Origin of the sequence: Hydrogenibacillus schlegelii (assembly GCF_001653195.1) — a bacterium.
Taxonomy (GTDB): Bacteria; Bacillota; Bacilli; order Thermicanales; family DSM-22653; genus Hydrogenibacillus; species Hydrogenibacillus schlegelii.
Genome location: NZ_JXBB01000006.1, coordinates 1 through 23,690 on the forward strand (window position 1 = coordinate 1; position 23,690 = coordinate 23,690).

Here is a 23,690-nt window from a genome sequence, read left to right on the forward strand (position 1 = left end):
TATTGGCAGTGGAAGAAGGAACAACAGAAATCCACTGAGCCGGCCATGCTGCACGTTGTGAATGCCTGAGTGACCTGTCCTTTCATTCGCCGAAGAGGGCAATTTACACATGATACTGGACTTGATCGCGGGGCTTTGGGGATGTTTTTCTCGAAATAAATCGGCCGAACGTAAAGTTTCCCCCTCCTTTCTCGCACTTCGATTAATCTTTCGCTTTTTGAAGGGCTTAAGAGTCCTTTTCCGATATGCGAGTTCTTACCCCCCTGTGCGCGCATTTGTTCAGCTTTCCTCCTTTGCACGGGGCGCTTTGCTGAAGCATGGAGAGCCATTGCACGCCCGAATCGGGCGTTTAGTTTAATAAACTTTTATCAAATACTACTCGGGCTTGTCAATATTAAATTTTTTCCTCATCATAAACCTCTATATTGCATAAATAACATCATTATAAATCTTAATTTCGATAACCTCTTGGATTTCATGATCGATATTTCATGATCAATCATCGTGTTGAACGGTTTTGAACGGCGTTTCGATCGGTGGTTTCCTTCGATCGTGGTTTATAATGGACGCAGCTGAACCGAGCGCGCATCGATTGTGGAACATCGGAAACAGAAAGGAGCGTGAGCGGATGTCGCTGGGGATGGAACGGCGCGTTGTGTTCGTCACAGGGGCCGGCCGGGGCTGGGGGCCGCGATTGCTAGGGCGTTTCGGCAGGAGGGGAGCGCCGTCGTCGTGAGGGAGGACCGGGATTTCATGGGACGATGATCAGGCGCAAATCGACGGGACGCTCAAAGCCGCTTTCAACACGGAGCGCGCCACGGTCGGTTCCATGCTGGAGCGGAGGTTTGGCCGTATCATCAACATTGGCGATTGCCCCGCGTCGCGGCCGTTCGCTTTGCGTCTCGGGCGATCGCTTCGCGACACGGGCGTTCGCTTTGCGTCGTGAAGGAACCGAAAGGAGGGTCCCGTTTGTCGCAAAGGGCAAACCGAATCGCGCCGGCGCCGGTGGCCACTTTTTCCATCGTGGCCTACGACCCGGCGACCGGCGATGTCGGCGTGGCGGTGGCGTCGAAGTTTCTCGCCGTCGGGAGCGTCGTGCCGTGGGTCAAAGCCGGCGTCGGGGCGGTGGCGACGCAGGCGTGGGCGAACCCGCAGTACGGGCCGGAGGGACTCCGGCTCATCGCCGAGGGGAAGTCGGCGGAAGAAGCGCTGGCGGCCCTCGTCGCCGGAGATGAGCGGCGGGCGGTGCGGCAGGTCGGCCTCGTCGACGTCCGGGGCGGCGCGGCGACGTACACCGGGGAGGCGTGCACGCCGTGGGCCGGCGGCCGGACGGGGCGGCACTATGCGGTGCAGGGCAACATTCTCACCGGACCGGAGGTCATTGAGCGGATGGCCGCGGCGTTCGAGCGGACCGACGGGGAGCTCGCGGAACGGCTGCTGCGGGCGCTTTGGGCCGGCGAAGCGGCCGGCGGCGACGCCCGGGGGAAGCAGTCGGCGGCGCTCGTCGTCGAGCGCCCGGGCGGCGGCTATGACGGCCTTTCGGACCGGTACCTCGACCTTAGGGTCGACGATCATCCGGAGCCGGTGCGGGAACTCGAGCGGCTTCTTCGCCTGCACCGGCTGGTTTTTCAGCGGCCGGGGGCGGAAGACTTCGTGACGATCGATGCGGCCCTTCGGACGGAGCTCGTTCGGGCCCTTGCGCGCCTCGGGTATCTTCCGAGCCGGGAAGATTCCGGGACGGCGCGGCCGGGCGGCGCCGGAGGAGAAGGCGGCGCAGAAGAAGCGGTCGGGTCCGGGCGAAGGCTCGGCGCCGGTGTCCCTTCCCCCGGCGACGCTCCGGAGGCGCCGGTCGATCCGGCGGCCGTCACGGAGGCGGCGTTCCGGGCGGCGCTTCAGGCGTTTCACCTCCGGGAAAACTTTGAGATGCGGCTTCCGCCGGAAGGGAAAATCGACCGGGCGGTGCTCGCCTATCTCCGGGAGCGGGCGGCCCGCTAACGGGCAGGGGCCGGCGCCCCGGCGGGCCGGGCGGGTGGCCGGTTGGCCCGGCGATGGACGCCGGATCCGGCCGGAGCTTTCCGCACGCCGGCCGTGTCGCGGACGGCGCAACCGGAACGCGCGAGGCGCCGGCCGTAACACAGACGGCTCGGCCGTAAAGCACGAGGCGCCGGCCGTGTCGCGGGCGGCGCAACCGTAGCGCACGGGACGTCGGTCGGGGAGCCTCAGGCGCCGGCCGAACGCCCGGAGGTAAAATCCTGAATCACAAGGGAGCATTATCGATGCGATCGTCCGACGATCTCCGCGCTTTTGCCTCAGCGGCTTCAGAGGCTTATGGTCTCGTATCCGGCGATCTCCGAACTTCCGGCGATCCCCGAACTTCCGGCGACCCCCGGACGGCGGTCCGGGGACGGGTCGTTCTCTCGCCGACGCGGAAAAGGCGCTTGGAAGCCGGCCATCCGTGGGTGTATCGCACGGAAGTGCTCCGGACGGAGGGCGAGGTCGCCCCGGGGGACGTCGTCGATGTCGTCAACCCTCAGGGGGTGTTTCTCGCCCGGGGGTTTGTTCACCCGGCGTCGCAGATCTTCGTCCGCGTGCTCACGTACGACCCCGCGGAGCGGATCGATGCCGACTTTTTCCGCCGGCGGATCGAAGCCGCCCGCCGCCACCGGGAGCGGTTTTTGGACGACCCCGCTTTCGGGCGGATGGTGTTCGGCGAGGCGGACTTTCTCCCGGGGCTGATCGTCGATCGTTTCGGCGACGTCCTCGTCGTGCAGATGCTTTCTTACGGCATGGACGTCCGGCGGGACTGGATCCGGGAGGCGCTTGTGGCGGCGTTCCGCCCGCGAGCCGTCGTGCTCCGGAACGACGTTCCGGTGCGGGAAAAAGAAGGCCTTCCGCAGGAGGTGGGCCTCCTCTACGGCGAAGCGCCGGAAGCGGTGGAGGTCCGGGAGCACGGCCTCGTCTTCCGGGTGGACGTCTTCCGCGGGCAGAAGACCGGCTACTTTTACGACCAGCGGGAAAACCGCGCCGCCTTAAAGCCGCTCATAAAAGGCTGGGGACCGGACGGTGCGGCGGGGGCGGAGGTGCTCGACTGTTTCAGCCACACGGGCGCCTTTGCCGTCCACGCCGCCCACTACGGCGCCCGGCGGGTGCTGGCGGTGGATGCCTCCGAAGAGGCGATCGCCCTGGCCCGGGAGAATGCCGAGCGGAACGGCCTACTGGACCGGATCGAGTTTCGCGTCGGGAACTGCTTTGACGTGCTCAGGGAGCTGGAAGACTCCGGCGCCCGGTTCGACGTCGTCATCCTCGATCCGCCGGCCTTTGCCAAAAGTCGCCAGGCGCTCGAGGGCGCCATCCGGGGCTATAAGGAGATCAACCTCCGGGCGATGCGCCTCCTCCGGGAAGGCGGCTTTCTCGTCACGGCGTCGTGCTCGGCGTTCGTCGACCGGGAGCGGTTTCTCGGCGTGATCTCCGAGGCGGCCTTCGACAGCCGCAAAATCCTCCGGCGCATCGCCTTTCGGACCGCCGCCGCCGATCACCCGGCCCTTCTCGCCGCGCCGGAAGAAGACTATCTGAAGTTCGGCATCTTCGAGGTGCGAAGCCGGGGGCGGCGCCCGAGCCGGGGCAAAAGTCCGGTCGGCCAACGGCGGGAGGAACGGATCGGAACCGGGGCGGTCCGGGCGGGGGACGGCGAAGGAGACGAAGGGGGCGGGTCCGAATGAAGCCGGTCGCCCGGCGGACGAAGCCGGACGTCGCGGTGAGGCGGCCGGCGGGCGCATGATCGTCCGGCGGGCGGCGCCGGTCCTTTTCTGAGGCGGCATCTCGCTTCGGCGGCGGTCCGGACGGCCGGCGGCGGTCCGGACGGCCGTTCGTCGGGCGGTCCTTGGGCGGCAAAAAGCGGCAGGAGGGATGGGGGATGCGCTTCGATCCGCATTTTTACCCGTATCCGTCACGCCGGACGGTCGTCTACGCCCGGCGCGGCATGGTCGCCACGAGTCAGCCGCTCGCGGCGCAGGCCGGGCTCCGGATGCTCCTTCAGGGCGGGAACGCCGTCGACGCCGCCGTCGCGACCGCGGCGGCGCTTACGGTGCTCGAACCGACGTCAAACGGCATCGGCGGCGATGCCTTCGCCCTCGTCTGGCACGAAGGCCGGCTGTACGGCCTCAATGCCAGCGGCCCGGCGCCCGGGCGGCTTACGCCGGAGGCGCTTCGGAAGGCCGGCTACGGGGCGATGTCCGAGACCGGCTGGGCGCCGGTGACGGTCCCCGGCGCGCCGGCGGCGTGGGCGGCCCTGTCGGCGCGGTTCGGTCGGCTTCCGTTTTCGAAATTGCTCGAGCCGGCGATCGAATACGCCGAGGCGGGCTTTCCCGTCTCGCCGGTCGTCGCCGAACACTGGGCCCGGGCGGTCGAAGCGTACCGCCGCCGGCTCGAGGGGCCGCTCTTTCGGCCGTGGTTTGAGACGTTTGCCCCGGCCGGCCGGGCGCCGGCGGCCGGGGAGGTCGTCCGCTTTCCGGACCACGCCCGGACGCTTCAGGCGATCGCCGAAACGCAGGCGGAGGCGTTTTACCGCGGCTCGATTGCGGAGGCGATCGACCGCTTTTCCCGGGAAACGGGCGGGTTCCTCCGCGGCGAGGACCTCGCCGCGTTTCGGCCGGAGTGGGTTGAGCCGATCCGGGTTTCGTACCGGGGGATCGACGTCTGGGAGCTCCCGCCGAACGGTCAGGGGCTGGTGACGCTTCTTGCCCTTCGCCTTCTGGACGGGCTTGCCCTTCCGGGGCGGGAGGACGTGGAAACCGTCCACCGGGCGATCGAGGCGCTCAAGCTCGCTTTTTCCGACGGCCTGGCCCGGATCGCCGATCCCCGGGTCGCCGACGTCCCCGTCGCCGCCCTGCTTTCCGACGCTTACGTAAGGAAGCGGCGCCGGGCGATCGGCGACCGGGCGCTCGATCCGGCGCCGGGGCGGCTTCCGGCCGGCGGGACGGTGTACCTCGCGGCGGCGGACGGCGACGGGACGATGGTCTCGTTCATCCAGAGCAATTACATGGGGTTCGGCTCCGGCCTCGTCGTCCCGGGGACGGGGATCGCCCTTCACAACCGGGGGCTCGGCTTTTGCCTGGAGCCGGATCATCCGAACGTCCTGGCGCCGGGGAAGCGGCCGTATCACACGATCATCCCGGGGTTTCTTGTCGTCGGCGATCGGCCGCTCGGGCCGTTCGGCGTGATGGGCGGGTTCATGCAGCCGCAGGGGCACCTGCAGGTGGTGATGCACCTCGTCGATTTTGCCCTGAACCCTCAGGCGGCCCTCGATGCGCCCCGCTGGCGGTGGGTCGAAGGGCGGACCGTCGAGTTTGAAGAGGGCTTTCCGCCGGCGGTCGTCCACGCCCTCGAGCGGCGGGGGCACGATGTCCGCTGGGCGGTCGGGCCGGCGGCGTTCGGCCGGGGGGAGATCATCCTCCGGCAGCCGGACGGCGTCCTCGTCGGCGCCGCCGAGCCGCGGGCAGACGGCGCCGTCGCCGCGTGGTAGAGGGACGCTGGGCCAACGAAGCCCGTTCCGGCCGCGGGAATCGCGTCGGCGGGGCTCCGACCTGACGCCGTCGCCGCGCGGCGGATCGGGTCGCTTGCGCTCGATGTCTTCGCCCCGGCGTTGGCGGTGCCCGCGCCGCGGTCCCGGCCTAACGGTCCGTTGCCGATCGACCGATATCCTTTTTGAGAAATCTTCTTGAGAAGTCCCTGTCGAAACGGGGAAGTCCGAAGCACGAGGGGGATATCGCGTTGCTCGATCGGCGTTTTTTTCGGCACCTCGTGAGGATAACCGGGGCCCGGCCTTCGGCCGACCGCGCTTCCGCCCGGTCCGAACGGGTGGGGGATCCGGAACGCCGGGGCGACCGGGACGGAGGCGAAGGCATCCGGATTGCGGATGAGACGGTGCGGATGCGGCTTCAGCTGATCGGCCTGGGGGAGGCCGACCTCGCCGCCGTCCGGGCGGCGGCACCCCGGATTCGACCGAAGCTTCCGGCGATCGTCGAGGCGTTCTACGATCGCCTCCTGGCGGTGCCGGAGCTTCGCCGGATCATCGAAACCCACCGGGGGGTGGACGCGCTCAAGCGGACGCTCCACCGGCACCTGGAAGAGATGCTCGCCGGCGTGATCGACGACGCCTATCTCGCCCGCCGTCAGGCGATCGCCCAGGCGCACGTCCGGATCGGTCTTCCGAGCCCGTGGTATCTGGCTTCGTTTCAAGTGTTGCTGAGCGAAATCCAGGCGGCGCTGGCGGGCGATCCCGCTCGGGAAGCGGCCGAAGCCGATCGGGCAACGCTGGCGTTTGCCAAGCTGTTCAACCTCGAGATGCAGCTCGTCATCGAACGCTACGACCGGGACCGGGAGACCGTGCAGGAAGCGACGCTCCGCGAGAAGCGGGCGATCGCCGAACGGCTGAACGAGCTTTCGGAGCATCTCCTCGCCCTCGCCGAAGAGACGAGCGCTTCTCTCCAGGCGCTCAAGGAAGAAGGGGCGAACCTCCTGGCCGTCGGGGAGGAGACGGCGGCGCTCGGCACCCTCGTTGCCGGGCACGCCCGGGGCGGCGTGGAAGCGCTGGAGGCCCACGGGCGGCACCTTCAGGCGGCGGCAGAAGCCTTCGGCGACCTCGCCGACCGGGCCAATGAACTGATGTCCATCTCCGAGCGGATCGACGGCGTCGTCCAGCTCATCCGCGGCGTCGCCGAGCAGACGAATCTTCTCGCGCTCAATGCCGCCATCGAAGCGGCCCGGGCCGGGGAATCCGGGCGGGGTTTTAGCGTCGTCGCCGGAGAGATCAAAAAGCTCGCCGAGCAGACGAAGGCGCAGCTTGCGAGCGTCACCGAGCTCATCGAGACGACGAAGGCGCACATCGCCGCGATGCAGTCGCTCACGAAGGCGACCGCCAGCCGCATCACCGACGGCGATGCGAGCCTGCGATCGGTCGCCGACGACTTAAAAGACCTCGCCGATCGGGCGGACAAGCAGTCGGCCCGGACGACGGAGCTCGAGGCGACGCTCCGGCGGTTTGAAGCGATGCTCGAGGACATTGCCCAGGCGTCCGGCGGCGTCGCCGCGGAGGCGGAGCGGCTGAACGAGACGGCCCGACAGCTCACCGGCGCGTAGCGCCGGCCCTGTTCGATCGCCCGGGGGCGGGAGCGAAAGCCGGTCGGCATCCGCATTCGGGGGCTCGAGGCGATGAAGCATCGACGTTCGGCCCGAGGTTCGGCCCTGAAGAAGGGCGCACAGGCGAAGCGACGGGGCGGTCTTCGGAACGGGAAGCGAAGGAAAACCTCGTCTCCTGTCGAATCCCTCGATCAAGGAAAGGATTCCTAGGAAAAACGGACCGGTTCCGCCTGGTAGCGCGTCAGAGCTCCGGGACGTTCCCGGAATGGAGGGACAGGGATTGGAGCGAAGGTTTCAGGCGCTCGACGCCTGGCGCAAGCGGGCGCGCGCGTGGTGGGAAGGGGTTCGCGGAAGCCTCCATCCATCGCCGGCGTTCGAGGGAGAGGCGGCGGCATCCCGGCCGCCGGCCGCCCGGGGGGATGTCGATCCCCGGCCCGCCGACGAGCCGGCTCCGTCGTCGCGTTTTCGCCTTCCGGACGACGATCCGTGGCGGGTGAACGTTGAATTCATCGGCCTTTCGCCTCGCGATCTCGGCCGGATCGACCGGTGGCGGCCGGTGCTCGTCGCCATCGTTCCCGAGGTGGTGGACCGCTTTTACGCCGTCTTGCAGACGGTCCCGGCGCTCGAGGCTCTCTTGGTCCCGTCGGGGGGCATCGGCCTCCGCAAAGAGACGCTTCGGCGGCATCTCGAGGCGATGTTCACCGGCGACTTCGACCGGGCCTACATCGAACGGCGGGAGCGGGTGGCCGAAGCGCACATTCGGGTCGGGCTGTCGACGCGGTGGTATGTCGGGTCGTTTCAGATTTTGAAAGACGCCTTTTCCGACGCCTTGCGCCGGCGGCGGGACATCGGCTCGGACGAGGTCGCCGCCTTGATTCAGGCGCTCGATCGGCTCTTTAACTTTGAGATGCAGGTGGTGCTCACCCTCTACAACGCCGGCCGCCGGCGGGCGGCCGAGCAGGCGGAAGCGGCCCGGCGGGAAGCCCTCGCGGCCGAGCTGTTCGACGTGGCCCACGAGCTTGCGGCAAGCGCCGAAGAGGCGAACGCGGCCATGCGAACGTTGGCCGAAGCCCAGGCGATCGCCTGGAAAAAAGCGAGGAGACGGCGACGTTAAGCGGCCGCGCCTTGGAACAATCCGGTTTTGGCCGGCGGGCGATCGAGGAAAACGCCGGGCGTCTGGAAAGCATGCACATGACGTTGGCCGCTCTCCGCGACCGGACGGAAGCGCTGGTCGACCTTTCCCGGCGCATCGATGAAGTCGTGGCGATCGTCCGCAACGTCGCCGAGCAGACGAACCTCCTTGCCCTCAATGCCGCCATCGAGGCGGCCCGGGCGGGAGAGGCGGGCCGGGGCTTTGCCGTCGTCGCCGGCGAAGTGCGGAAGCTCGCCGAACAGACGAAGCAGTCCCTCGGCGAAGTGCGGGCGATGATCGAAAAGACCAAGGCCCTTTCCGCCGCGATGGACGAGGCCGCCCAAAAGTCGGAAGCCGTCTTCGTCGAGCTCGCCGAAAGCCTGCGGACGACGGCATCGGCGTTCGGTCAGATCGTCGACGTCGCCGAAAAGCAAAAGGCGGCGTCGGCCGATGTCGAGGCGGCGATGACGAACCTGAAGACGATGGCGGACGACTTGAGCCGCACGATGGAACAGGTCGCCGTCCTCGGCGAACGGCTGAGCGAGCTGGCCGGCTCGCTTCAGACGGGCGAAGAAGAAACGTCGGCGCCTTCCCGTCCGGCGCCGTCTTCCTCGGGCGCCTTTCGCTCCGAAGCGGCCCCTTCGCTCGCCGACCGGCGATGATCGGCAGGCGAGCGCCCGAAAAAGGCGCCGGTCCGCCGCCGAAGCCGTTCGAGGGGCCGCAAAAAGCGGCCGAAAAAAGCCCGGAATCGGTCCCGGGCTTTTTTCGTGGGTGCTGTTACCGGTTGTCGACTTTTTCGGGGTACATGTCGTGCTCGTAAAGGCGCTTTTTCGCCACTTCTTCCCAGGGCGTCCCCGGCTTGCCGTAGTTGACGTACGGGTCGATGGACAGGCCGCCGCGGGGGAGGAACTTGCCCCAGATCTCCAGGTACTTCGGCTCGAGCAGGCGGACGAGATCGTCCCGGATGAGGTTCACGACCGATTCGTGAAAGGCGCCGTGGTTCCGGAAGCTGAAGAGATACAGTTTGAGCGATTTGCTCTCGACGAGCCACCGGTCCGGCACGTACGAGATATAAAGCGTGGCAAAATCCGGCTGGCCGGTCACCGGGCAGAGGGTCGTAAACTCCGGCGCGTTGAACTTGACGAACATGTCCCGATCGGGGAAGGCGTTTTCGAACCGCTCCAGGACCGACGGATCGTAGGTCGCGGGGACGGCGCTCTTTTTACCGAGCGCGCGGAACGGCGACGGGTCCACGGTCATCCCTCCTGGCCCAGGCGACGAGAAGATACGTAAACGGCGTGCCGAAGACGGCGAGCGTCGCCTTGATCGCGTATTCGGTGCCGATGATCTGCCACAGGGCGGCGGTCGGGTACACCCCGTAGAAAGCGACGAACGTAAAGAGGGTCGTGTCGATGAGCTGGCTCGTGAGGATCGCCGCGTTGTTCCGAAGCCACAGATGACGCCCGCGGGTGAGCGCCCGTAAGGTGAGGAAGATCGTCACGTCGAGGTGCTGCGAGACGGCGTAGGCCGTCATCGACGCCAGCGCGATCCGGGGTACGCCGCCGAGGACGCGGGCATAGGCGTCCTGGTCGCCGTAAAACGGTGCCGCCGGCACGAGCACCGCGATGGCGTACATGACGGAGACGGCGAAGTTGACGCCGAGGCCGGTCCAGATCGTCCGGCGGGCGGCGGGCTTGCCCCACACTTCGGCGATCGTATCGGCGATGACGAAGCTGATCGGATAAAACAAGATCGCCACCGTCGCGTACGTGACGCCGAAGTCGGCGATCTTCGACGCCGTCGTGTTGGCGACGATGACGACGGCGACGAAGAAGCCCACCAGCGTGTTCAGACGCCCGACGTGCGGCTCGAGCGGATACGGTTCACGGATGGCGCATCCCCCTCCCGGGAAAGTTTTGATAACGCGGGTTGGCTTCAACCGCGCCGCCGGCAGGCCCTTCGCGGAGAACGCGCCCTCGGCGCCGCCGGAAAAAGGCACCGGCCGGCGGATCAGGTATGCGATTGTCGTCCCTCATTGTATCAGTCTCCGGGTCGAGGCAAAAGCGCCGTCCGGGCGTCCGTCGGAGAAAAAAACGCCCGTCCGATCGGACGGGCCGACGGAGTGGCGAGGACGCGGTCGACGCGTTCGCAAGGACGGCCGGGCCCCGCCGCTTCCGGTCGCCGGGCTAGCCGCGGAGGAGCCGGAGGGCGTTTAAGATGACCAGAATCGTCGAACCTTCGTGGCCAACGACGCCGAGCGGAAGAGGAAGCGCGGCGCCGAAGTTCACCGCGATGAGGAGCACGATCACGCCGGCGGCGAAGGTGAGGTTTTGCTTGATGATCCGCTCCGTCCGCCGGCCGAGCCGGACGGCGTGGACGAGCTTGGCCAGCTGGTCGTTCATGAGCACGACGTCGGCCGTCTCGAGGGCGATGTCGCTCCCGGCGGCGCCCATCGCCACGCCGACCGTCGCCCGGGCGAGGGCCGGGGCATCGTTGATGCCGTCGCCCACCATGACGACGGTGCCGTGTTTCCTCCGGAGCTCGTCGACGATGCGGGCCTTGTCGTCCGGGAGGAGCTCGGCGTAGACGAGATCGATGCCGACCTCCCGGGCGATCGCTTCCGCCGGCGTCCGGTGGTCGCCGGTGAGCATCGCGACCCGGACGTCCATCGCCCGGAGGGCGGCGATCGCCTCTTTCGCTTCGGGCCGGATGACGTCTCGCAGGGCGATGAGGCCGGTCGGGCGCCCGTCTTCCTCGACGAGGGCGAATGTTTTTCCTTCTTTTTCCATATCCCGGATCGCCGCCCGCCACGGGTGGTCGTCCGGAAGCCCGATCCAGACGACGCTTCCGATCCTGAGGACGCGCTCTCCCAGGCGGACGGTGACGCCGAGGCCGGCGTGGGCTTCCAGGTTGTCGACCTCGAAAAGCGGCACCCCCTCCCGCTCGGCGTAGGCGACGATCGCCCGGGCGATCGGGTGTTCCGAAAGGCGCTCGGCGGAGGCGACCCGGCTCAGCCATTCCCGCCGGTCGACGTCGTCGGCGACGAGGACGTCGGTGACCTCGTGCCGGCCGGCGGTGATCGTGCCGGTCTTGTCGAAGGCGACGACCTTCGCCCGGCCGAGGGACTCGAGATACGCGCCGCCTTTTAAGAGCAGGCCGTTTCGGGCGCCGTTCGACATGGCGGCGAGGATCGCCGGCGTAATCGAAGCGACGACGGCACACGGCGAGGCGACGACCATAAAGACGATCGCTTTGTAAAGGGCGGCCGTCCAGCTGAGGTGAAAGACGGTCGGAAGCGCGACGATGAGCAGGATCGTCACGGCGAGGACGCCGTAGACGTAGGCCCCTTCCACCCGGTCGATGAACCGCTGGGTCGGCGGCATGCTTTCTTCCGCTTCCCGGACGAGCCGGACGATCTTCGCAAAGAGCGTCCCTTCCGCCCGCTGGGTGACGCGGATCTTGAGGGCGCCGTGGGTGTTTTGCGTCCCGGCGTAGACGGCATCGCCGGGCGCCTTGTCCACCGGGACCGCCTCTCCGGTGATCGCCGCCTGGTTCACGCTCGAGGTGCCCTCGAGGACGACGCCGTCGATCGGCACCGTCTCCCCGGGCCGGACGAGGACGACGTCGTCGACGTCAAGGGCGTCGATCGGGACGATCTCTTCCCGGCCGTCCACGAGCCGCGTCGCCGTCTCCGGCTGGAGCGAAAGGAGCCGGGAGAGGTCTCGGCGGCTTCGGGCGAGGGTCATCGTCTCGAGGGCGCCGCTCATGGCGAAGATGAAGATGAGGACGGCCCCTTCCGTCCAGTAGCCGGTGGCCGCCGCCGCGGCGGCGGCGAGGATCATGAGCACGTCGACGCCGAGCTTTTTCTGATGGAAGAGGAGGGAAAGCCCCGCTCGCGCTTTGTGATAGCCGCCGACGGCGTAGGCGAGGAGAAAAAGCGGCACGACCGCTTCGGCGCCGGCGCCGAAGGCTTGAAGCGCCCAGGCCGCGGCGGTGAGGGCGCCGCTTCCGAGGGCGAGGACGAGCTCGCCGTACGCCGCCCACCATCCGGCCCGGCCCCCTGCGCCGCGATCGGTCGCCTCGGCCTTCGGCCGGCAGGCGCAGCCGGCGGCCCAATCGTGATCTTTCGCTTCGATCATCGTCCAAACCTCCGGGAGGGGATCTTCTTTAGGATGGATTCCACATTAGAATTATATTAATTTGTCTCTGTCCACGCAAGGTCCACCGCCGCGTGGAGGAGTGTAAAAAAGTAAGGCCCTGAACGAACAAAACCTCCGACCGGCCGGAAGGCCGATCGGAGGCAGACGGGCGGGGCGGTGGTTTGAAGCGGAGGCGGACGAGATTGGGGGACGGAGCGATGGCCGGTTTGGCGTTGCCGCCCGGGTCGGCCGCTCGATCGAGGGAAGGCGAGCGGCGTCGGCCGTTGACGCGACGATCGCCTACGCGACGGTCGCCGAACGTTCGGCCGGGGGGCGGACGGCGAGCTCCGTCTCCGGGTCGAAAAAGTGGAGCTTTTCGGGGTGGAAGCCGAGGGTCACCCGCTCGTGGGGCGTCACCCGGAGCGAGGCGTCGACCCGGGCGACGATTTCCGTCGCCTCGTCGACGGCGATGTAGAGGTACTTTTCCGAGCCCATGTTCTCCACGACGGTGACGGTGCCGGAGAAGGTGAGCCCTTCCGGTCCCCGATCGACGATGTCCTGGGGCCGGATGCCGAGGATGATCGGTCTTCCGGCGTAGCCCCGCTCCCGGAGGACGGCGGCGTCCGGCTCCGGCACGGCGAGCGAAAGGTTGGGCGCCCGGAAGCGGAGGATGCCGCCGGCGTCTTCCAGCGTCCCGCGGAGGAAGTTCATCGCCGGGGAGCCGATGAAGCCGGCGACGAAGAGGTTGACCGGCCGGTGGTACACCGCTTCGGGCGTGCTCGCCTGCTGGATGACGCCGTCTTTCATGACGACGATCCGGTCGCCCATCGTCATCGCTTCGGTCTGGTCATGGGTGACGTAGATCGTCGTCGCGCCGATCCGTTCGTGAAGCTTGATGATCTCCGCCCGCATCTGCACCCGGAGCTTCGCGTCGAGGTTGGACAAGGGCTCGTCCATGAGGAAGACTTGCGGTTCCCGGACGATCGCCCGGCCGAGGGCGACCCGCTGCCGCTGGCCGCCGGAGAGGGCCTTGGGCTTTCGGTCGAGGAGGTGCTCGATGGCGAGAATGCGGGCCGCCTCGTGGACCCGGCGGCGGATTTCGTCTTTCGGCACTTTGCGAAGCTTCAGGCCGAAGGCCATGTTGTCATAGACGGTCATGTGGGGGTAGAGGGCGTAGTTTTGAAACACCATCGCGATGTCCCGGTCTTTCGGCGGGACGTCGTTGACGAGCCGATCCCCGATGTAAAGCTCCCCTTCGGTGATATCCTCGAGCCCCGCGATCATGCGGAGCGTCGTCGACTTGCCGCAGCCGGACGGGCCGACGAGGACGACGAATTCACCGTCCTCGACGGTGAGGCTCACGTTTTTGACCGCGACGAAGCCGTTCGGGTAGCGCTTCGTGACGTTTTTCAGGACGACGCTGGCCATCTTCCCGCTCCTTTCGCCTGGAATTCGGCTCGCCCGGCCCCTCGGGCGGCGTCCGCCTCCTTTGACTCTACCGGCGATCGGTGGCCCGAGCCATGGGCAGGCTGCACAACGGGGAGAAGGGCCGGTCGGGGAAAAGGAGCCGATCGATGAAGAAAAGGGCGACGGCGTCGTCGAAGCGCCGGGGGTCGAGGTCGGACGACTGCCGGATGCGCTCGATCCGGTAGAGGAGGGTGTTCCGGTGCAGGCCGAGGCGCCGGGCGGCCCGGGAGACGCTCAGGTGCTCGGCCCAAAGCGCCCGGACGGTCGCCCAGAGCTCGTCCGGCCAGCCGGCCGGCGGCCGACGCCGGAGGGCGGCGGCGAGGTCCAAGGCCGTTCTCTCCTCGGATCGGGCGGCCGACCGGGCCTTCGCCGGCGGCGCCTCCTCGCCGCGCCGACCAAGACGCCTTTCCTCGGGGGCATTCGGCGCGGCGCCGGGCGCCGGGCCGAGGCCGGAGATGAGGAGGTCGGGAAGCTTTCGGAGCCAGGGGTCTGCCGTTCCGGGAGCGACGAGCCGGGCGGCGGCCCGAAGCCACGGCACGGCTTCCGCCTCGCCCGCCCCGAGGGCGATAGGGTCCCCGGCGGCGTGCCGGCTTCCGGAAGCCGAGGGCCCTCGAGAAACGTCGCTCGCTTCGGCGGCGAACGCCGCTTTTGTGCCGGCGGGACCTCCAGAGAGGACGGGGCCGTCAAAGGCGACGGAAACCCGGAGATGGGCCTCCTGCGTCCAGGCGTCGACGAGCCCCCGAAGGGCCTCGCCGGCCTCGCCGGCGCCGGCCAGCCAGGGCGCCGAAAAGACAAACCGCCCTTCCCGGGGCGAGAGCACCGTCCAACGGCCGGGCAGGCCGTATGCTTCCGCGACTTCCGCCAGCCGGCCGAAGGGGTCGGCCGATCCGGGCGGGGTGCCCGGGTCCGGCAGGCGGATGACCGCCGCCCAGCGGGGCGGACGGTCCGGCGTTCGGCCCGCCCCAGAAGGACGGAAAGAAGGGGCACCGTCTCCGGCGCCGGCGCGACGGTCGGCTGTCAGGCGCTCCGGCGCGGCGGCGTCCGGGCGGGTAAAAACGGCGTCGTGCAGAAGTTCATGGTCCGAATCGCGCAACGGGCCGGCCCCCCATGCTACAATAAAGACCGGATGATGAACAAGGCAGGCGAGCGGCGGGATGTTCAGACGCGGATCGACGAACGGTCGGACGGTCTTCTGGGCGCTGGCGGCGGTCGCGCTGGGGCTTTTCGCGGGGGCCGCCGGGTTCCTCCTTGGCGATGCGAACCGTCGGGCGGACGGCGGAAGCGATTCGGCGAAGCGGCCGGCGGATCGGGCGCCGCGGGTCGGCGTCCTCATCGAAGGGGCGATTTACGATCAGGGGTGGGACTCGGAAGCGTACGCCGCGCTTCAGGCGCTGGAGCGGCATTACGGGGCCGATGTGGCGTTCGTGGAGTTTCACAATGCCGCGACGCCGGAAAAAATTGCCTCGGCCCTCGAACGCTTCATCGCGGAGGGGCGGACGCTCCTCATCGGCCACGGAGCGGTCTTCGGCCCGGTGATCGAGGCGACGGCGCCGCACCATCCGGACGTGCAGTTTGTCTCGATCAACGGCCCGGCCGCCGAGGCGAACGTCGTGTCGGTCCACTTTTCCGGCCGGACGATGGGCATTCTCGCCGGCGCGGCGGCGGCGCTCATGTCCCGCACGGGGATCGTCGGCATCGTCAGCGCCTATCCGGATCTTCCGGAAGTCGACGGTTTTCGGGCCGGCGCCCGGTACGTGCGGCCGGAGGCGGTCGTCCTCGCCCGGTCCGTCGGGAGCTGGGGCGACCGGCCGGCGGGGCGGGCGGCGGCGGAAGCCCTCATCCGGCAGGGGGCCGACGTCCTCTTTCCGGCCGGCGACGGGTTCAGCATCGACGTCATCGACGTCGCGCGGCGACACGGTCGCTATGCGGTCGGCTTCATCATAGATCAATCGTTTATCGCCCGCAACGCGGTCATCACGAGCGTGACCCAGGACGTCCGACGGCTCTATACCGAGATTTTCCTCCGGGCGAGGGACGGCTCGCTCGAGGCGCTCAGGGGCCGGGTGCTCGACGTCAAAAACGGCTACGAACGGCTTTCGGGGTTCGGGCCGATGGTGCCGAAGCCGGTGGCAGAAGCGGTGGAGCGGCTTTATGAGGCGCTTCGGACCGGAAAGCTCACGGAGGCGGACCTGGACGCAGGGGGCCGGAGGGCGTCGTGAGGGGATGGGGTCGGCGGCTTTTTCGCCGCTGGTACGATCTTCCCCTGGCGGGGAAACTCGGCGTCACCCTCGGCACCGTGGCCAGCGGAGCGCTTTTGTCGACGGCCGTCTCCGTCGTCCTGGCGCTCAAGGTCTGGCAGGCGTACGATCGGGTGCTGGAGGCGGAGCACGTCTGGTTCTGGGAGATGGAGTACAAAAACACCGTCTACGCCCGCCTCCACGACGTGACGAGCTACATCGCCACCGGCGATCGGACGTACCGGGAGGCCTTCGAAGCGTCCGCGGCCCGGGTGCACGACCTGGAGCGGGCGCTCTTTGCGGCGACCCGGGGCAGCGAGCGGGCGGCGCTCGTCGCTTTTTTTTACGATCAGCGGTCGTTTGATTTTATCCTCCGAAACCGGGTCATCCCGGTCTACGAGCTCGGCAACTTTGAAGACGCCTGGAAGACGCTGCTTACGGATGCGGAGAAAGAGGCGAGGAAGCTCCTCGCTCGGCTGGAGGCGTTCAGCCGGGACAAGGAGGCGGAGATCCAGCGCCTCGTCGTCGAAACGGCGGCCGACGCCCGCCGCTCGGCGGTGGCGCTCGCCGTCCTCTGGAGCGCCCAGCTCATCCTCGCCGTCGCCGCCGGCGTCGTCCTTTTTCGGACGATCCAGCGGCCGGTCGACCGGCTCCGGGAGGCGGCGGCGCGGCTCGAACAGGGCGCCTTCGACGTCCGGGTCGGTCTCGGCCGGCGGGACGAGTTCGGCGTGCTGGCCGACGCCTTCGACGCCATGGGCGAGCGGCTCCGGCAGCTCGTCGAAGCGCTTCGGACGGCGAACGCCTATCTCGCCGAAGAAAGCGCCCGGGCGAAGGCGGCCGACCGGGCGAAATCGGAATTTCTCGCCATGATCTCCCACGAGCTTCGGACGCCCCTCGGCGGGATCATCGGGTTTTCCGAGCTTCTCCTGGACGAGCGGGCCGGAGCGCTCACGGAGAAGCAAAAGGCCTACCTCCGGCGGATCCTCTCGAGCGGCCGACATCTCCTCGCGCTCATCAACGACCTCCTCGACCTCTCCAAAGCGGAGGCGGGGGCGATGGACCTCATCCGGGAGGAGGTCGAGCTGGAGCCGTTTTTCCGGGAGGCGCTCGACGTCGTCACGGCCCGGGCGGAAAAAGGCGGCGTCACCCTCGGGCTTCGGCTGAGCACCCGCCGGAGGCGCTTTTGCTTCGACCCGGTGCGGATGCGACAGGTGATGTTCAACCTGCTTTCCAACGCGGTCAAATTCACGCCGGCCGGCGGCTCGGTGACGGTCGTCGTCCGGGACGAAGGGGACGCCCTTGCCGTCGACGTGATCGACACGGGGATCGGCATCCGGCCGGAAGCGCTGGAGCGGATTTTTCTTCCGTTTGTCCAGGAAGAGCCGGCGATCGGCCGGCGGTACGAAGGAACCGGTCTCGGCTTAAGCCTCACCAAGCGGCTGGTGGAGCTCCACGGCGGCCGGATTACCGTCGAAAGCGCGCCGGGCAAAGGATCCCGCTTTACGGTCGTTTTGCCGGAGGGGCCGTGTGAGGCGCCGCGGAAGGCGCCGGAGGCGCCCCGGTCGGCCGACCGACCGGCGCCGCGGAGGCGCCTCATCCTCGCCGGCCTCCCCCCGCTCGTCGCCGAAGCGCTCGCCCGCCGGTTCGAGGCGGCGGGCCATGCGGTCGAGGTGACGGCGGCGCTTCTTTCGCCTGCGGCCGCGGAGGCGCCGGCGGTGTTCGTTCTCGGCCTGGACCGGGACGGGGGCGCCGTGGCGGGGCCGGCCGACGGCGCGCCGGCGGATCCGGAGGCGGCCGTCCGGCCGGTGCGGGCGCTCGCCGAGGCGGGGCACCGGGTCGTGCTCGCGACGCGGCGTCCGCTTACGCTGGCGGAAAAGGCCCGCCTCCTTCGGTGGGCGAAGGCGATCGTGCCGCCGGAGGTGGAGGCGATCGCCCGGGCGATCGAGACGCAGTGGGAAGGGGGGAACGGCCGTGGCGCGGATCCTCATCGTCGAGGACAATGAGACGAACGCGCTTCTGTTCAGCGACGTGCTGGCGGCGGAAGGGCACGCCGTCGAGGTGGCGCCGGACGGGGAGACGGCCCTCGCCCGCCTGGAGGCGGAGGTGTACGACCTCATCCTCCTCGACATCCACCTGCCCGAGATGGACGGCCTCGCGATCGCTCGGGCGCTTCGGTCGACGCCGGCGTTTGACGGCGTCCCGATCGTGGCGCTGTCGGCCTTCGCCACCGAGCGGGAGATTCGGGAGGCGTACGCCGCCGGCTTTGACGACTACCTGACGAAGCCGATCGACGTCCGGACGCTCGTCGCCGCCGTAAGCCGCCACCTTCGCTCCGGCCGGATCACCGTCCCGGAAAAAGGCCGGCCGGCGGCCGAGGCCCCGGAACCCGGGGCCGGAGGAGGCGAAGGGGCCGGGCCGTCCGCCGGGAGGGTTCGGGATGAGGCGCCTTGAGACCGCCGCGGACGTCCGGGCGCTCCTCCGGCGGTTCGGAGCGATCTTCTACACCGGCGACCCCCTCGGGGAGATCGAACTGATGCGGGAGGAGCTGCGGGAGCTTTTTCAGGCCGGCCTGATCGACCGCGAGACGCTTCGGGCGGCGCTCGAGGCGCTCCGGCGCCGGGAGGCGGACCTCATCGCGGACCGGGATGAGGAGCGGTGAGGCCGTGCGCTCTTTGGCGTCGGAGGGAAGGGGTCGAAGGCAAAAAACCGCCCTCCGCGCACCGGCGGTGCGCGGAGGGCGGTGCCGGTCGGCCGACCCGGGATCCTTCGGACGGCAGTGCCGGTCGGCCGACCCGGGATCCGTCGGACGGCTTACCGGATGGCGGCGAGGACCTTTTGCAGGACGACCTGCTCCGGGACGGCGCCTTCCTGTTCTTCGACGTCGTTGATGACGGTCTTCGGCACGCCGTAGACGTTGTACTGGCTGGCGAGCTCGGGGAATTCGGTCGCCTCGACCATGTCGGCGCGGATCTTCGGGTGGACCATGGCCATAAAGTGCGCGATCCGGACCGCCCGCGGGCAGTACGGGCACGTCGGGGTGACGAAGACCTGGATGTGAACGTCTTTGTCGACTTCGGCGAGGAGCTTCTCCACCGTCTTTGGCGACAGGCCGTGGGTGCCCTTGCCGAGGTCGACGATGTCTTCGATGAGCGTCGTAAATTCATACCCCGACGGGATGCCGTAGAAGCGGACGCCGGTGTCTTCGCCGTCTTCCCGGGTGAAGACGATCGCCGGCGCCTTGTCGACGCCGTACCGGGCGGCGACGTCGCCGGACGCGGGGTCGTCCAGCCGGTAGACCTGAAGATGGAGCTTGTCGGTGAGCTCCGCGAGTTCTTCCAGGATTTGCTTCGTCGCCTCGCCGTATTCCTTGTTCTCGGCTTCGCTCCAGAAAAAGACGACGTGAACCGGGTTCGTCATCTGGCCGAACCAGTCCCGGATCGTCTCTTTGTCCTTCTCGGCGATGATGCCCATCCATCTCACTCCTCAAATGAGTTGTGGAAACCGGGATTTCGAACGGCATACCTTGGACCGTAATCCATCGTACTATATTTTCCACAGAAGCACAAGGGGGGAAGAGCGCAAGGGGCGCTCGGTCGTTCCATCCCCCGGCTTTGTTTCGACCCGGCCCGGTTTCGACGCGGACGGAACGGATGCTCCCGGCGGCGCGGCGTGCTACAATGAAGGCGGTGCCGAAAAACGCCAACGACGACTTGAAACGGAGGCCGGCGATGAACGACCAGACCCCTTGCGCCGGGCCGGGTGCAGTGCCCGGCTTGCCGTACGATGAAGCGTTGTTTCGGCAATTGATCGAAGCGCCGGGAGCGCCCGGGTTTGAAGGCGAGGTGCGCCGGGTCGTCGAGGCGGCCCTCGCCGGAGCGGCCGACCGGATGATCCGGGATCGGCTCGGAAGCCTCTTCGGGGTGCTGGACGGACCGGAAGGCGGCCCGACGGTGATGGTCGCCGGGCACCTCGACGAGGTGGCCCTTATGGTGACCGAGGTGACGGACGACGGCCTCCTCAAGGTGACGGCGCTCGGCGGCATTTACGAGCCGGTGCTCTTGGCGCAGCGGGTGTTCGTCCTCGGCCGGAACGGGGCCGTTCCCGGGGTGATCGGCGCGCCGCCGCCCCACGGCCTGTCGGAGGAGGCCCGGCGGGAGGCGCCGCAGCTCGAGCGGATGTTCGTCGACGTCGGCGCGGCCTCCCGGGAGGACGTCCGGGCTTTTGGCATTCGCCCCGGGGACCCGGTCGTGTTCCCCGGCGTCTACACCCCCTCGTGGAGCGGCCGGCGGGTGCTGGCCAAGGCGTGGGACAATCGCTTCGGCGTCGGGCTCGCCGTCGAACTCCTTCGGGCGCTTCGCGATCGACCCCGGGTGAATACCGTCGTCGCCGGGGCGACGGTGCAGGAAGAGGTCGGCCTCAGGGGGGCCGAGACGGCCGCCCGCCTCGTGCGCCCGGACGTTTTCTTCGCCCTCGACGCCGGCCCGGCCGGCGACATGCCCGGCGGAAGCGGCCTCGGCCGCCTCGGCGGCGGGGTCCTCATGCGGGTGATGGACCGAACGATGGTCACCCACCGGCGGCTTCTCGATTACCTCCTCGACCTGGCCGAGGCGGAAGGGATTCCGTACCAGTTTTTCGTCTCCCGGGGCGGAACCGACGCCGGCCGGGTGCACACGATGGGGATCGGCGTGCCCTCGGCGGTGATCGGCATCCCGGCCCGCTACATTCACGGCCCCGTCGCGATCATCGACCTCGACGACTATCGGGCGGCGAAGCGGCTTCTCATCGCGGCCGTCTCCCGCCTCGACCGGGCGACGCTGGAGGCGATCGTCGGGTGACGGGCCGGATTTTGAAAAACGACTGGCACGACGTCCTCGGGCCGGAGTTCGAAAAGCCGTATTATCAGGCGCTCCGCCGTTTTCTCATCGAGGAGTACCGCTCGACGACGGTCTATCCCGACATGTATGATATCTACAATGCCTTCCACTATACGCCGTATGCGTCGGTGAAAGTCGTCATCCTCGGCCAGGATCCTTACCCCGGGCCGAATCAGGCCCACGGCCTCGCCTTTTCCGTCCGGCCGGGGGTGGAGGTGCCGCCGTCTCTGGCCAACATATTTAAGGAGCTGGAGGCGGACCTCGGTCTTCCCCGGCCGAAGCACGGCCACCTCGTCCACTGGGCGCGGCAGGGGGTGCTCCTTCTCAATGCGGTGCTGACGGTCCGTGCCGGGCAGCCGGGATCGCACCGGGGAAAGGGCTGGGAAAAGCTGACGGACGCGGCGATCGCCGCCCTCGGGGCGCGGCCGGTGCCGACGGTGTTCTTTCTCTGGGGGCGGGACGCCCAGGCGAAGCGGCCGCTCATCACGTATCCGGGCCACCTCGTGCTCACGGCGCCGCATCCGAGCCCGCTTTCGGCGGCGCGGGGATTTTTCGGCTCGCGGCCGTTTTCCAAAGCCAACCAGTTCCTCGAGGCGGTCGGCCGGGGCCTGATCGACTGGCGCCTGCCGGAGACGCCGGAGGCGGACGAAGCGCCGGAGCGCCCGGGGCGCGGGGCGCCGGCCGCCCGATCGGCGGCGCGCCGGCCGGACGGGGCGGGCGGCGGAGAGGCGATCGGCGGGCCGTCCGGCGGTTTGGGTTCCGGCGACGGGGCGCGTCCGGCCGCGCATCCGAGCGCCGGGTCGGTCGGCGGAGAAGGGAGACGATGGGGATGATCACGGAAGGGGCGCTTCAGGCGTATCTCGCCTTTGCCCGCACGCTGGCGGAAGAGGCGGGGGCGCTCATCCGGGAGCGGCTTCTTCAGCTGGAGGCGGGCGAGGCGCTTCAGATCGGGACGAAGAGCGGCCCGAGCGACCTCGTGACGGAAGTCGACCGGGCGGTGGAAGCGCACGTCGTCCGGCGCATCCGGGCAGCGTATCCCGACCACGGCGTCCTCGGCGAGGAAGGGACCGACGCGGCCGGGTCGCCGGAAGCCGCCGGACTGCGCTGGGTGATCGACCCGATCGACGGGACGACGAACTTCGTCCATCAAAAGGTGAATTTCTGCGTATCGATCGCCCTCTACGCCGGCGACGAGGGGCTCGTCGGCGTCGTCTACGATCCGATGCGGGAAGAACGCTTTACGGCGGTCCGCGGGGGCGGCGCCGCCTTAAACGGCCGTCCGCTCCGGCTGAACGGCGCAAAAGGGCTTTCGGAAAGCCTGATCGGAACGAGCCTCACGTGGGTGCGCCGGGCGAGACAGACGGGCCTCGTCGAACCCGTCTGGCGCCTCGCCGAGCGATCCCGGGGGCTCCGCTCGCTCGGCGCCGCGGCGCTGGAGGCGGCGTACGTCGCCGCCGGGCGCCTCGATGCGTTTTTGAGCCTGACGCTCTCTCCGTGGGACTTTGCCGCGGCCAAGCTCATCGTCGAGGAAGCGGGCGGGACGGTGGTGGACTTTGCCGGGCGGCCGGTCGGGCTGAAGCGCCCGGAGCTCGGCTTTCTGGCCGCGCATCCGTCCCTCGTCGGGCCGATCCTCGAGGTGCTCCGGCCGTGGGTGCGGTCGCAGCAGGAAGTCAGCTGAGGCGAGAAAGGGGACAACGCCGGGGTATATGTGATTATTACATTACCCGAAGGGTTGATTTTTCCCGGGGGCCGTGATACATTAAGCATTGTCGCGGCGGTCCGGTGCGATGGCCGGACGATCCGAGGCCGCCATCGGTGTGGGGCCGTAGCTCAGCTGGGAGAGCGCGTGAATGGCATTCACGAGGTCGGCGGTTCGATCCCGCTCGGCTCCACCATTTCTGTTTGGCTTTTCATTCACAAGCGGCGTTTCTCATCCTGCGAGCCTCGGGCGGGGCTTTTTGCGTCTTGGTGACGTGGAGTGATACCCAAGTGGTGAAGGGGACGGTTTGCTAAACCGTTAGTGGGCCCCAAAGGCCCAGCGTGGGTTCGAATCCCACTCACTCCACCAGATGGCGGAGTAGCTCAGCTGGCCAGAGCGTACGGTTCATACCCGTGAGGTCGAGGGTTCGAGCCCCTCCTCCGCTACCAGCCGCAGGGGCGTAGTTTAATGGTAGAACAGCGGTCTCCAAAACCGCCAGTGTGGGTTCGATTCCTGCCGCCCCTGCCATTCCCCGGCTTGAGGCGTTTCTTCCTTTATTCGGGAGCATCGCCAAGCGGCAAGGCAAGGGTCTGCAAAACCCTCATCCCCGGTTCGAATCCGGGTGCTCCCTCCACGCGTTCCAGTAGCTCAGCCGGATAGAGCAGCGGCCTTCTAAGCCGTCGGTCGGGGGTTCGAATCCCTCCTGGAACGCCATGCTGAGGAACGGGCCCTTAGCTCAGCGGTGAGAGCGGTCGGCTCATAACCGATTGGTCGCAGGTTCGAATCCTGCAGGGCCCCCCACGGGATCCGCGCCCGACCGAGGGGGCGCCGGTGGTTCGCCCGGCGGAAGGGGCGGGCGTTCGAGCGGGGGCTCGGAGTCCGGCCGCAGGCGTCCGCCGTGGAGGAGTACCGAAGAGGTCATAACGGGGCGGACTTGAAATCCGTTGGGGCCTGCGGGCCCACGTGGGTTCGAATCCCACCTCCTCCACCAGACGCGCCAGAGCG

Annotated in this window: 17 protein-coding genes, 8 tRNA genes and 2 pseudogenes; 21 read left to right on the plus strand and 6 right to left on the minus strand. The window is 68.3% G+C overall.

Annotated features, from left to right (window positions below):
• Window positions 1-1,005 precede the first annotated feature (1,005 nt).
• The 6 genes and pseudogenes from SA87_RS02950 (at window position 1,006) to SA87_RS02975 (ending at window position 8,931) form a co-directional block, all read left to right on the plus strand.
• The gene (locus SA87_RS02950) at window positions 1,006-1,995 is read left to right on the plus strand and encodes a DUF1028 domain-containing protein (RefSeq protein ID WP_245637625.1); all 990 of its coding nucleotides are present in this window, start codon (window positions 1,006-1,008) and stop codon (window positions 1,993-1,995) included.
• 410 nt (window positions 1,996-2,405) lie between these two features.
• Window positions 2,406-3,719, plus strand: a pseudogene (locus tag SA87_RS02955) (class I SAM-dependent rRNA methyltransferase); the annotation flags it as partial.
• Window positions 3,720-3,913: 194 nt separating this feature from the next.
• Window positions 3,914-5,521, plus strand: a complete 1,608-nt coding sequence (locus SA87_RS02960) for a gamma-glutamyltransferase family protein (protein ID WP_066198981.1) — start codon at window positions 3,914-3,916, stop codon at window positions 5,519-5,521.
• Window positions 5,522-5,856: 335 nt separating this feature from the next.
• On the plus strand, window positions 5,857-7,137 hold the full coding sequence (locus tag SA87_RS14205; RefSeq protein ID WP_169816893.1) for a globin-coupled sensor protein: 1,281 nt from the start codon (window positions 5,857-5,859) through the stop codon (window positions 7,135-7,137).
• Window positions 7,138-7,417: 280 nt separating this feature from the next.
• Entirely contained in the window at window positions 7,418-8,251 is an 834-nt protein-coding gene (locus tag SA87_RS02970; RefSeq protein WP_066198985.1) for a protoglobin domain-containing protein, read from the plus strand.
• A gap of 11 nt (window positions 8,252-8,262) precedes the next feature.
• The gene (locus SA87_RS02975; protein WP_066198988.1) at window positions 8,263-8,931 is read left to right on the plus strand and encodes a methyl-accepting chemotaxis protein; all 669 of its coding nucleotides are present in this window, start codon (window positions 8,263-8,265) and stop codon (window positions 8,929-8,931) included.
• Window positions 8,932-9,046: 115 nt separating this feature from the next.
• Here the strand turns inward: SA87_RS02975 and queF are convergent, their stop codons facing one another.
• From queF to SA87_RS13900, 5 genes are all read right to left on the minus strand, one after another.
• A complete protein-coding gene (gene queF, locus SA87_RS02980; protein ID WP_066198992.1) occupies window positions 9,047-9,529 on the minus strand; it encodes a preQ(1) synthase in 483 nt (160 codons plus the stop codon).
• Window positions 9,492-10,109: a queuosine precursor transporter gene (locus SA87_RS02985; protein WP_245637627.1), complete on the minus strand. Its 618-nt coding sequence runs from the start codon at window positions 10,107-10,109 to the stop codon at window positions 9,492-9,494. Before SA87_RS02985 ends, queF begins: the two co-directional genes overlap by 38 nt.
• Before the next feature lie 346 nt (window positions 10,110-10,455).
• On the minus strand, window positions 10,456-12,408 hold the full coding sequence (locus SA87_RS02990) for a heavy metal translocating P-type ATPase (RefSeq protein WP_082718293.1): 1,953 nt from the start codon (window positions 12,406-12,408) through the stop codon (window positions 10,456-10,458).
• A 300-nt stretch (window positions 12,409-12,708) separates the two neighbouring features.
• Window positions 12,709-13,836 (minus strand): ABC transporter ATP-binding protein, encoded by a 1,128-nt coding sequence (locus SA87_RS02995; protein ID WP_066198995.1) that lies wholly within the window; start codon window positions 13,834-13,836, stop codon window positions 12,709-12,711.
• 67 nt (window positions 13,837-13,903) lie between these two features.
• The gene (locus tag SA87_RS13900) at window positions 13,904-14,968 is read right to left on the minus strand and encodes a helix-turn-helix domain-containing protein (RefSeq protein WP_066198998.1); all 1,065 of its coding nucleotides are present in this window, start codon (window positions 14,966-14,968) and stop codon (window positions 13,904-13,906) included.
• Between the two features lie 61 nt (window positions 14,969-15,029).
• On the opposite strand from SA87_RS13900, the gene SA87_RS13655 reads away from it, so the two are divergent.
• From SA87_RS13655 to SA87_RS03020, 4 genes are read left to right on the plus strand one after another with little or no spacing between them, the layout of a single operon-like run.
• On the plus strand, window positions 15,030-16,094 hold the full coding sequence (locus SA87_RS13655; RefSeq protein ID WP_066199001.1) for a BMP family ABC transporter substrate-binding protein: 1,065 nt from the start codon (window positions 15,030-15,032) through the stop codon (window positions 16,092-16,094).
• Window positions 16,091-18,115, plus strand: coding sequence for a sensor histidine kinase (locus SA87_RS03010; protein ID WP_066199004.1), 2,025 nt, complete (start codon window positions 16,091-16,093; stop codon window positions 18,113-18,115). The genes SA87_RS13655 and SA87_RS03010 overlap by 4 nt, the downstream gene beginning before the upstream one ends.
• The gene (locus tag SA87_RS03015; protein ID WP_066199006.1) at window positions 18,084-18,563 is read left to right on the plus strand and encodes a response regulator; all 480 of its coding nucleotides are present in this window, start codon (window positions 18,084-18,086) and stop codon (window positions 18,561-18,563) included. The genes SA87_RS03010 and SA87_RS03015 overlap by 32 nt, the downstream gene beginning before the upstream one ends.
• Window positions 18,550-18,771, plus strand: coding sequence for a YqgQ family protein (locus SA87_RS03020; protein ID WP_066199010.1), 222 nt, complete (start codon window positions 18,550-18,552; stop codon window positions 18,769-18,771). Before SA87_RS03015 ends, SA87_RS03020 begins: the two co-directional genes overlap by 14 nt.
• A gap of 152 nt (window positions 18,772-18,923) precedes the next feature.
• Here the strand turns inward: SA87_RS03020 and pdo are convergent, their stop codons facing one another.
• A complete protein-coding gene (gene pdo / locus SA87_RS03025) occupies window positions 18,924-19,583 on the minus strand; it encodes a protein disulfide oxidoreductase (protein ID WP_066199013.1) in 660 nt (219 codons plus the stop codon).
• A gap of 257 nt (window positions 19,584-19,840) precedes the next feature.
• Here pdo and SA87_RS03030 point away from each other — a divergent pair, with 257 nt between their 5' ends.
• The 11 genes and pseudogenes from SA87_RS03030 to SA87_RS03080 all read left to right on the plus strand — a co-directional run bounded on the left by SA87_RS03030 (window position 19,841) and on the right by SA87_RS03080 (window position 23,676).
• Window positions 19,841-20,947 (plus strand): M42 family metallopeptidase, encoded by a 1,107-nt coding sequence (locus SA87_RS03030; RefSeq protein ID WP_082718070.1) that lies wholly within the window; start codon window positions 19,841-19,843, stop codon window positions 20,945-20,947.
• 8 nt (window positions 20,948-20,955) lie between these two features.
• Window positions 20,956-21,612 (plus strand): annotated as a pseudogene (locus SA87_RS03035) (uracil-DNA glycosylase); the annotation flags it as partial.
• Between the two features lie 197 nt (window positions 21,613-21,809).
• On the plus strand, window positions 21,810-22,664 hold the full coding sequence (locus SA87_RS03040; RefSeq protein WP_245637628.1) for an inositol monophosphatase family protein: 855 nt from the start codon (window positions 21,810-21,812) through the stop codon (window positions 22,662-22,664).
• A gap of 141 nt (window positions 22,665-22,805) precedes the next feature.
• A tRNA-Ala gene (locus SA87_RS03045) sits at window positions 22,806-22,881 on the plus strand.
• Between the two features lie 80 nt (window positions 22,882-22,961).
• A tRNA-Ser gene (locus tag SA87_RS03050) sits at window positions 22,962-23,054 on the plus strand.
• Window positions 23,055-23,057: 3 nt separating this feature from the next.
• Window positions 23,058-23,134: transfer RNA gene (locus SA87_RS03055), tRNA-Met, on the plus strand.
• 5 nt (window positions 23,135-23,139) lie between these two features.
• Window positions 23,140-23,213 (plus strand) — tRNA-Trp (locus SA87_RS03060).
• Window positions 23,214-23,245: 32 nt separating this feature from the next.
• Window positions 23,246-23,319, plus strand: a tRNA-Cys gene (locus SA87_RS03065).
• 3 nt (window positions 23,320-23,322) lie between these two features.
• Window positions 23,323-23,399: transfer RNA gene (locus SA87_RS03070), tRNA-Arg, on the plus strand.
• An 11-nt stretch (window positions 23,400-23,410) separates the two neighbouring features.
• Window positions 23,411-23,486, plus strand: a tRNA-Ile gene (locus tag SA87_RS03075).
• 99 nt (window positions 23,487-23,585) lie between these two features.
• Window positions 23,586-23,676, plus strand: a tRNA-Ser gene (locus SA87_RS03080).
• The last annotated feature ends 14 nt before the right edge of the window (window positions 23,677-23,690 follow it).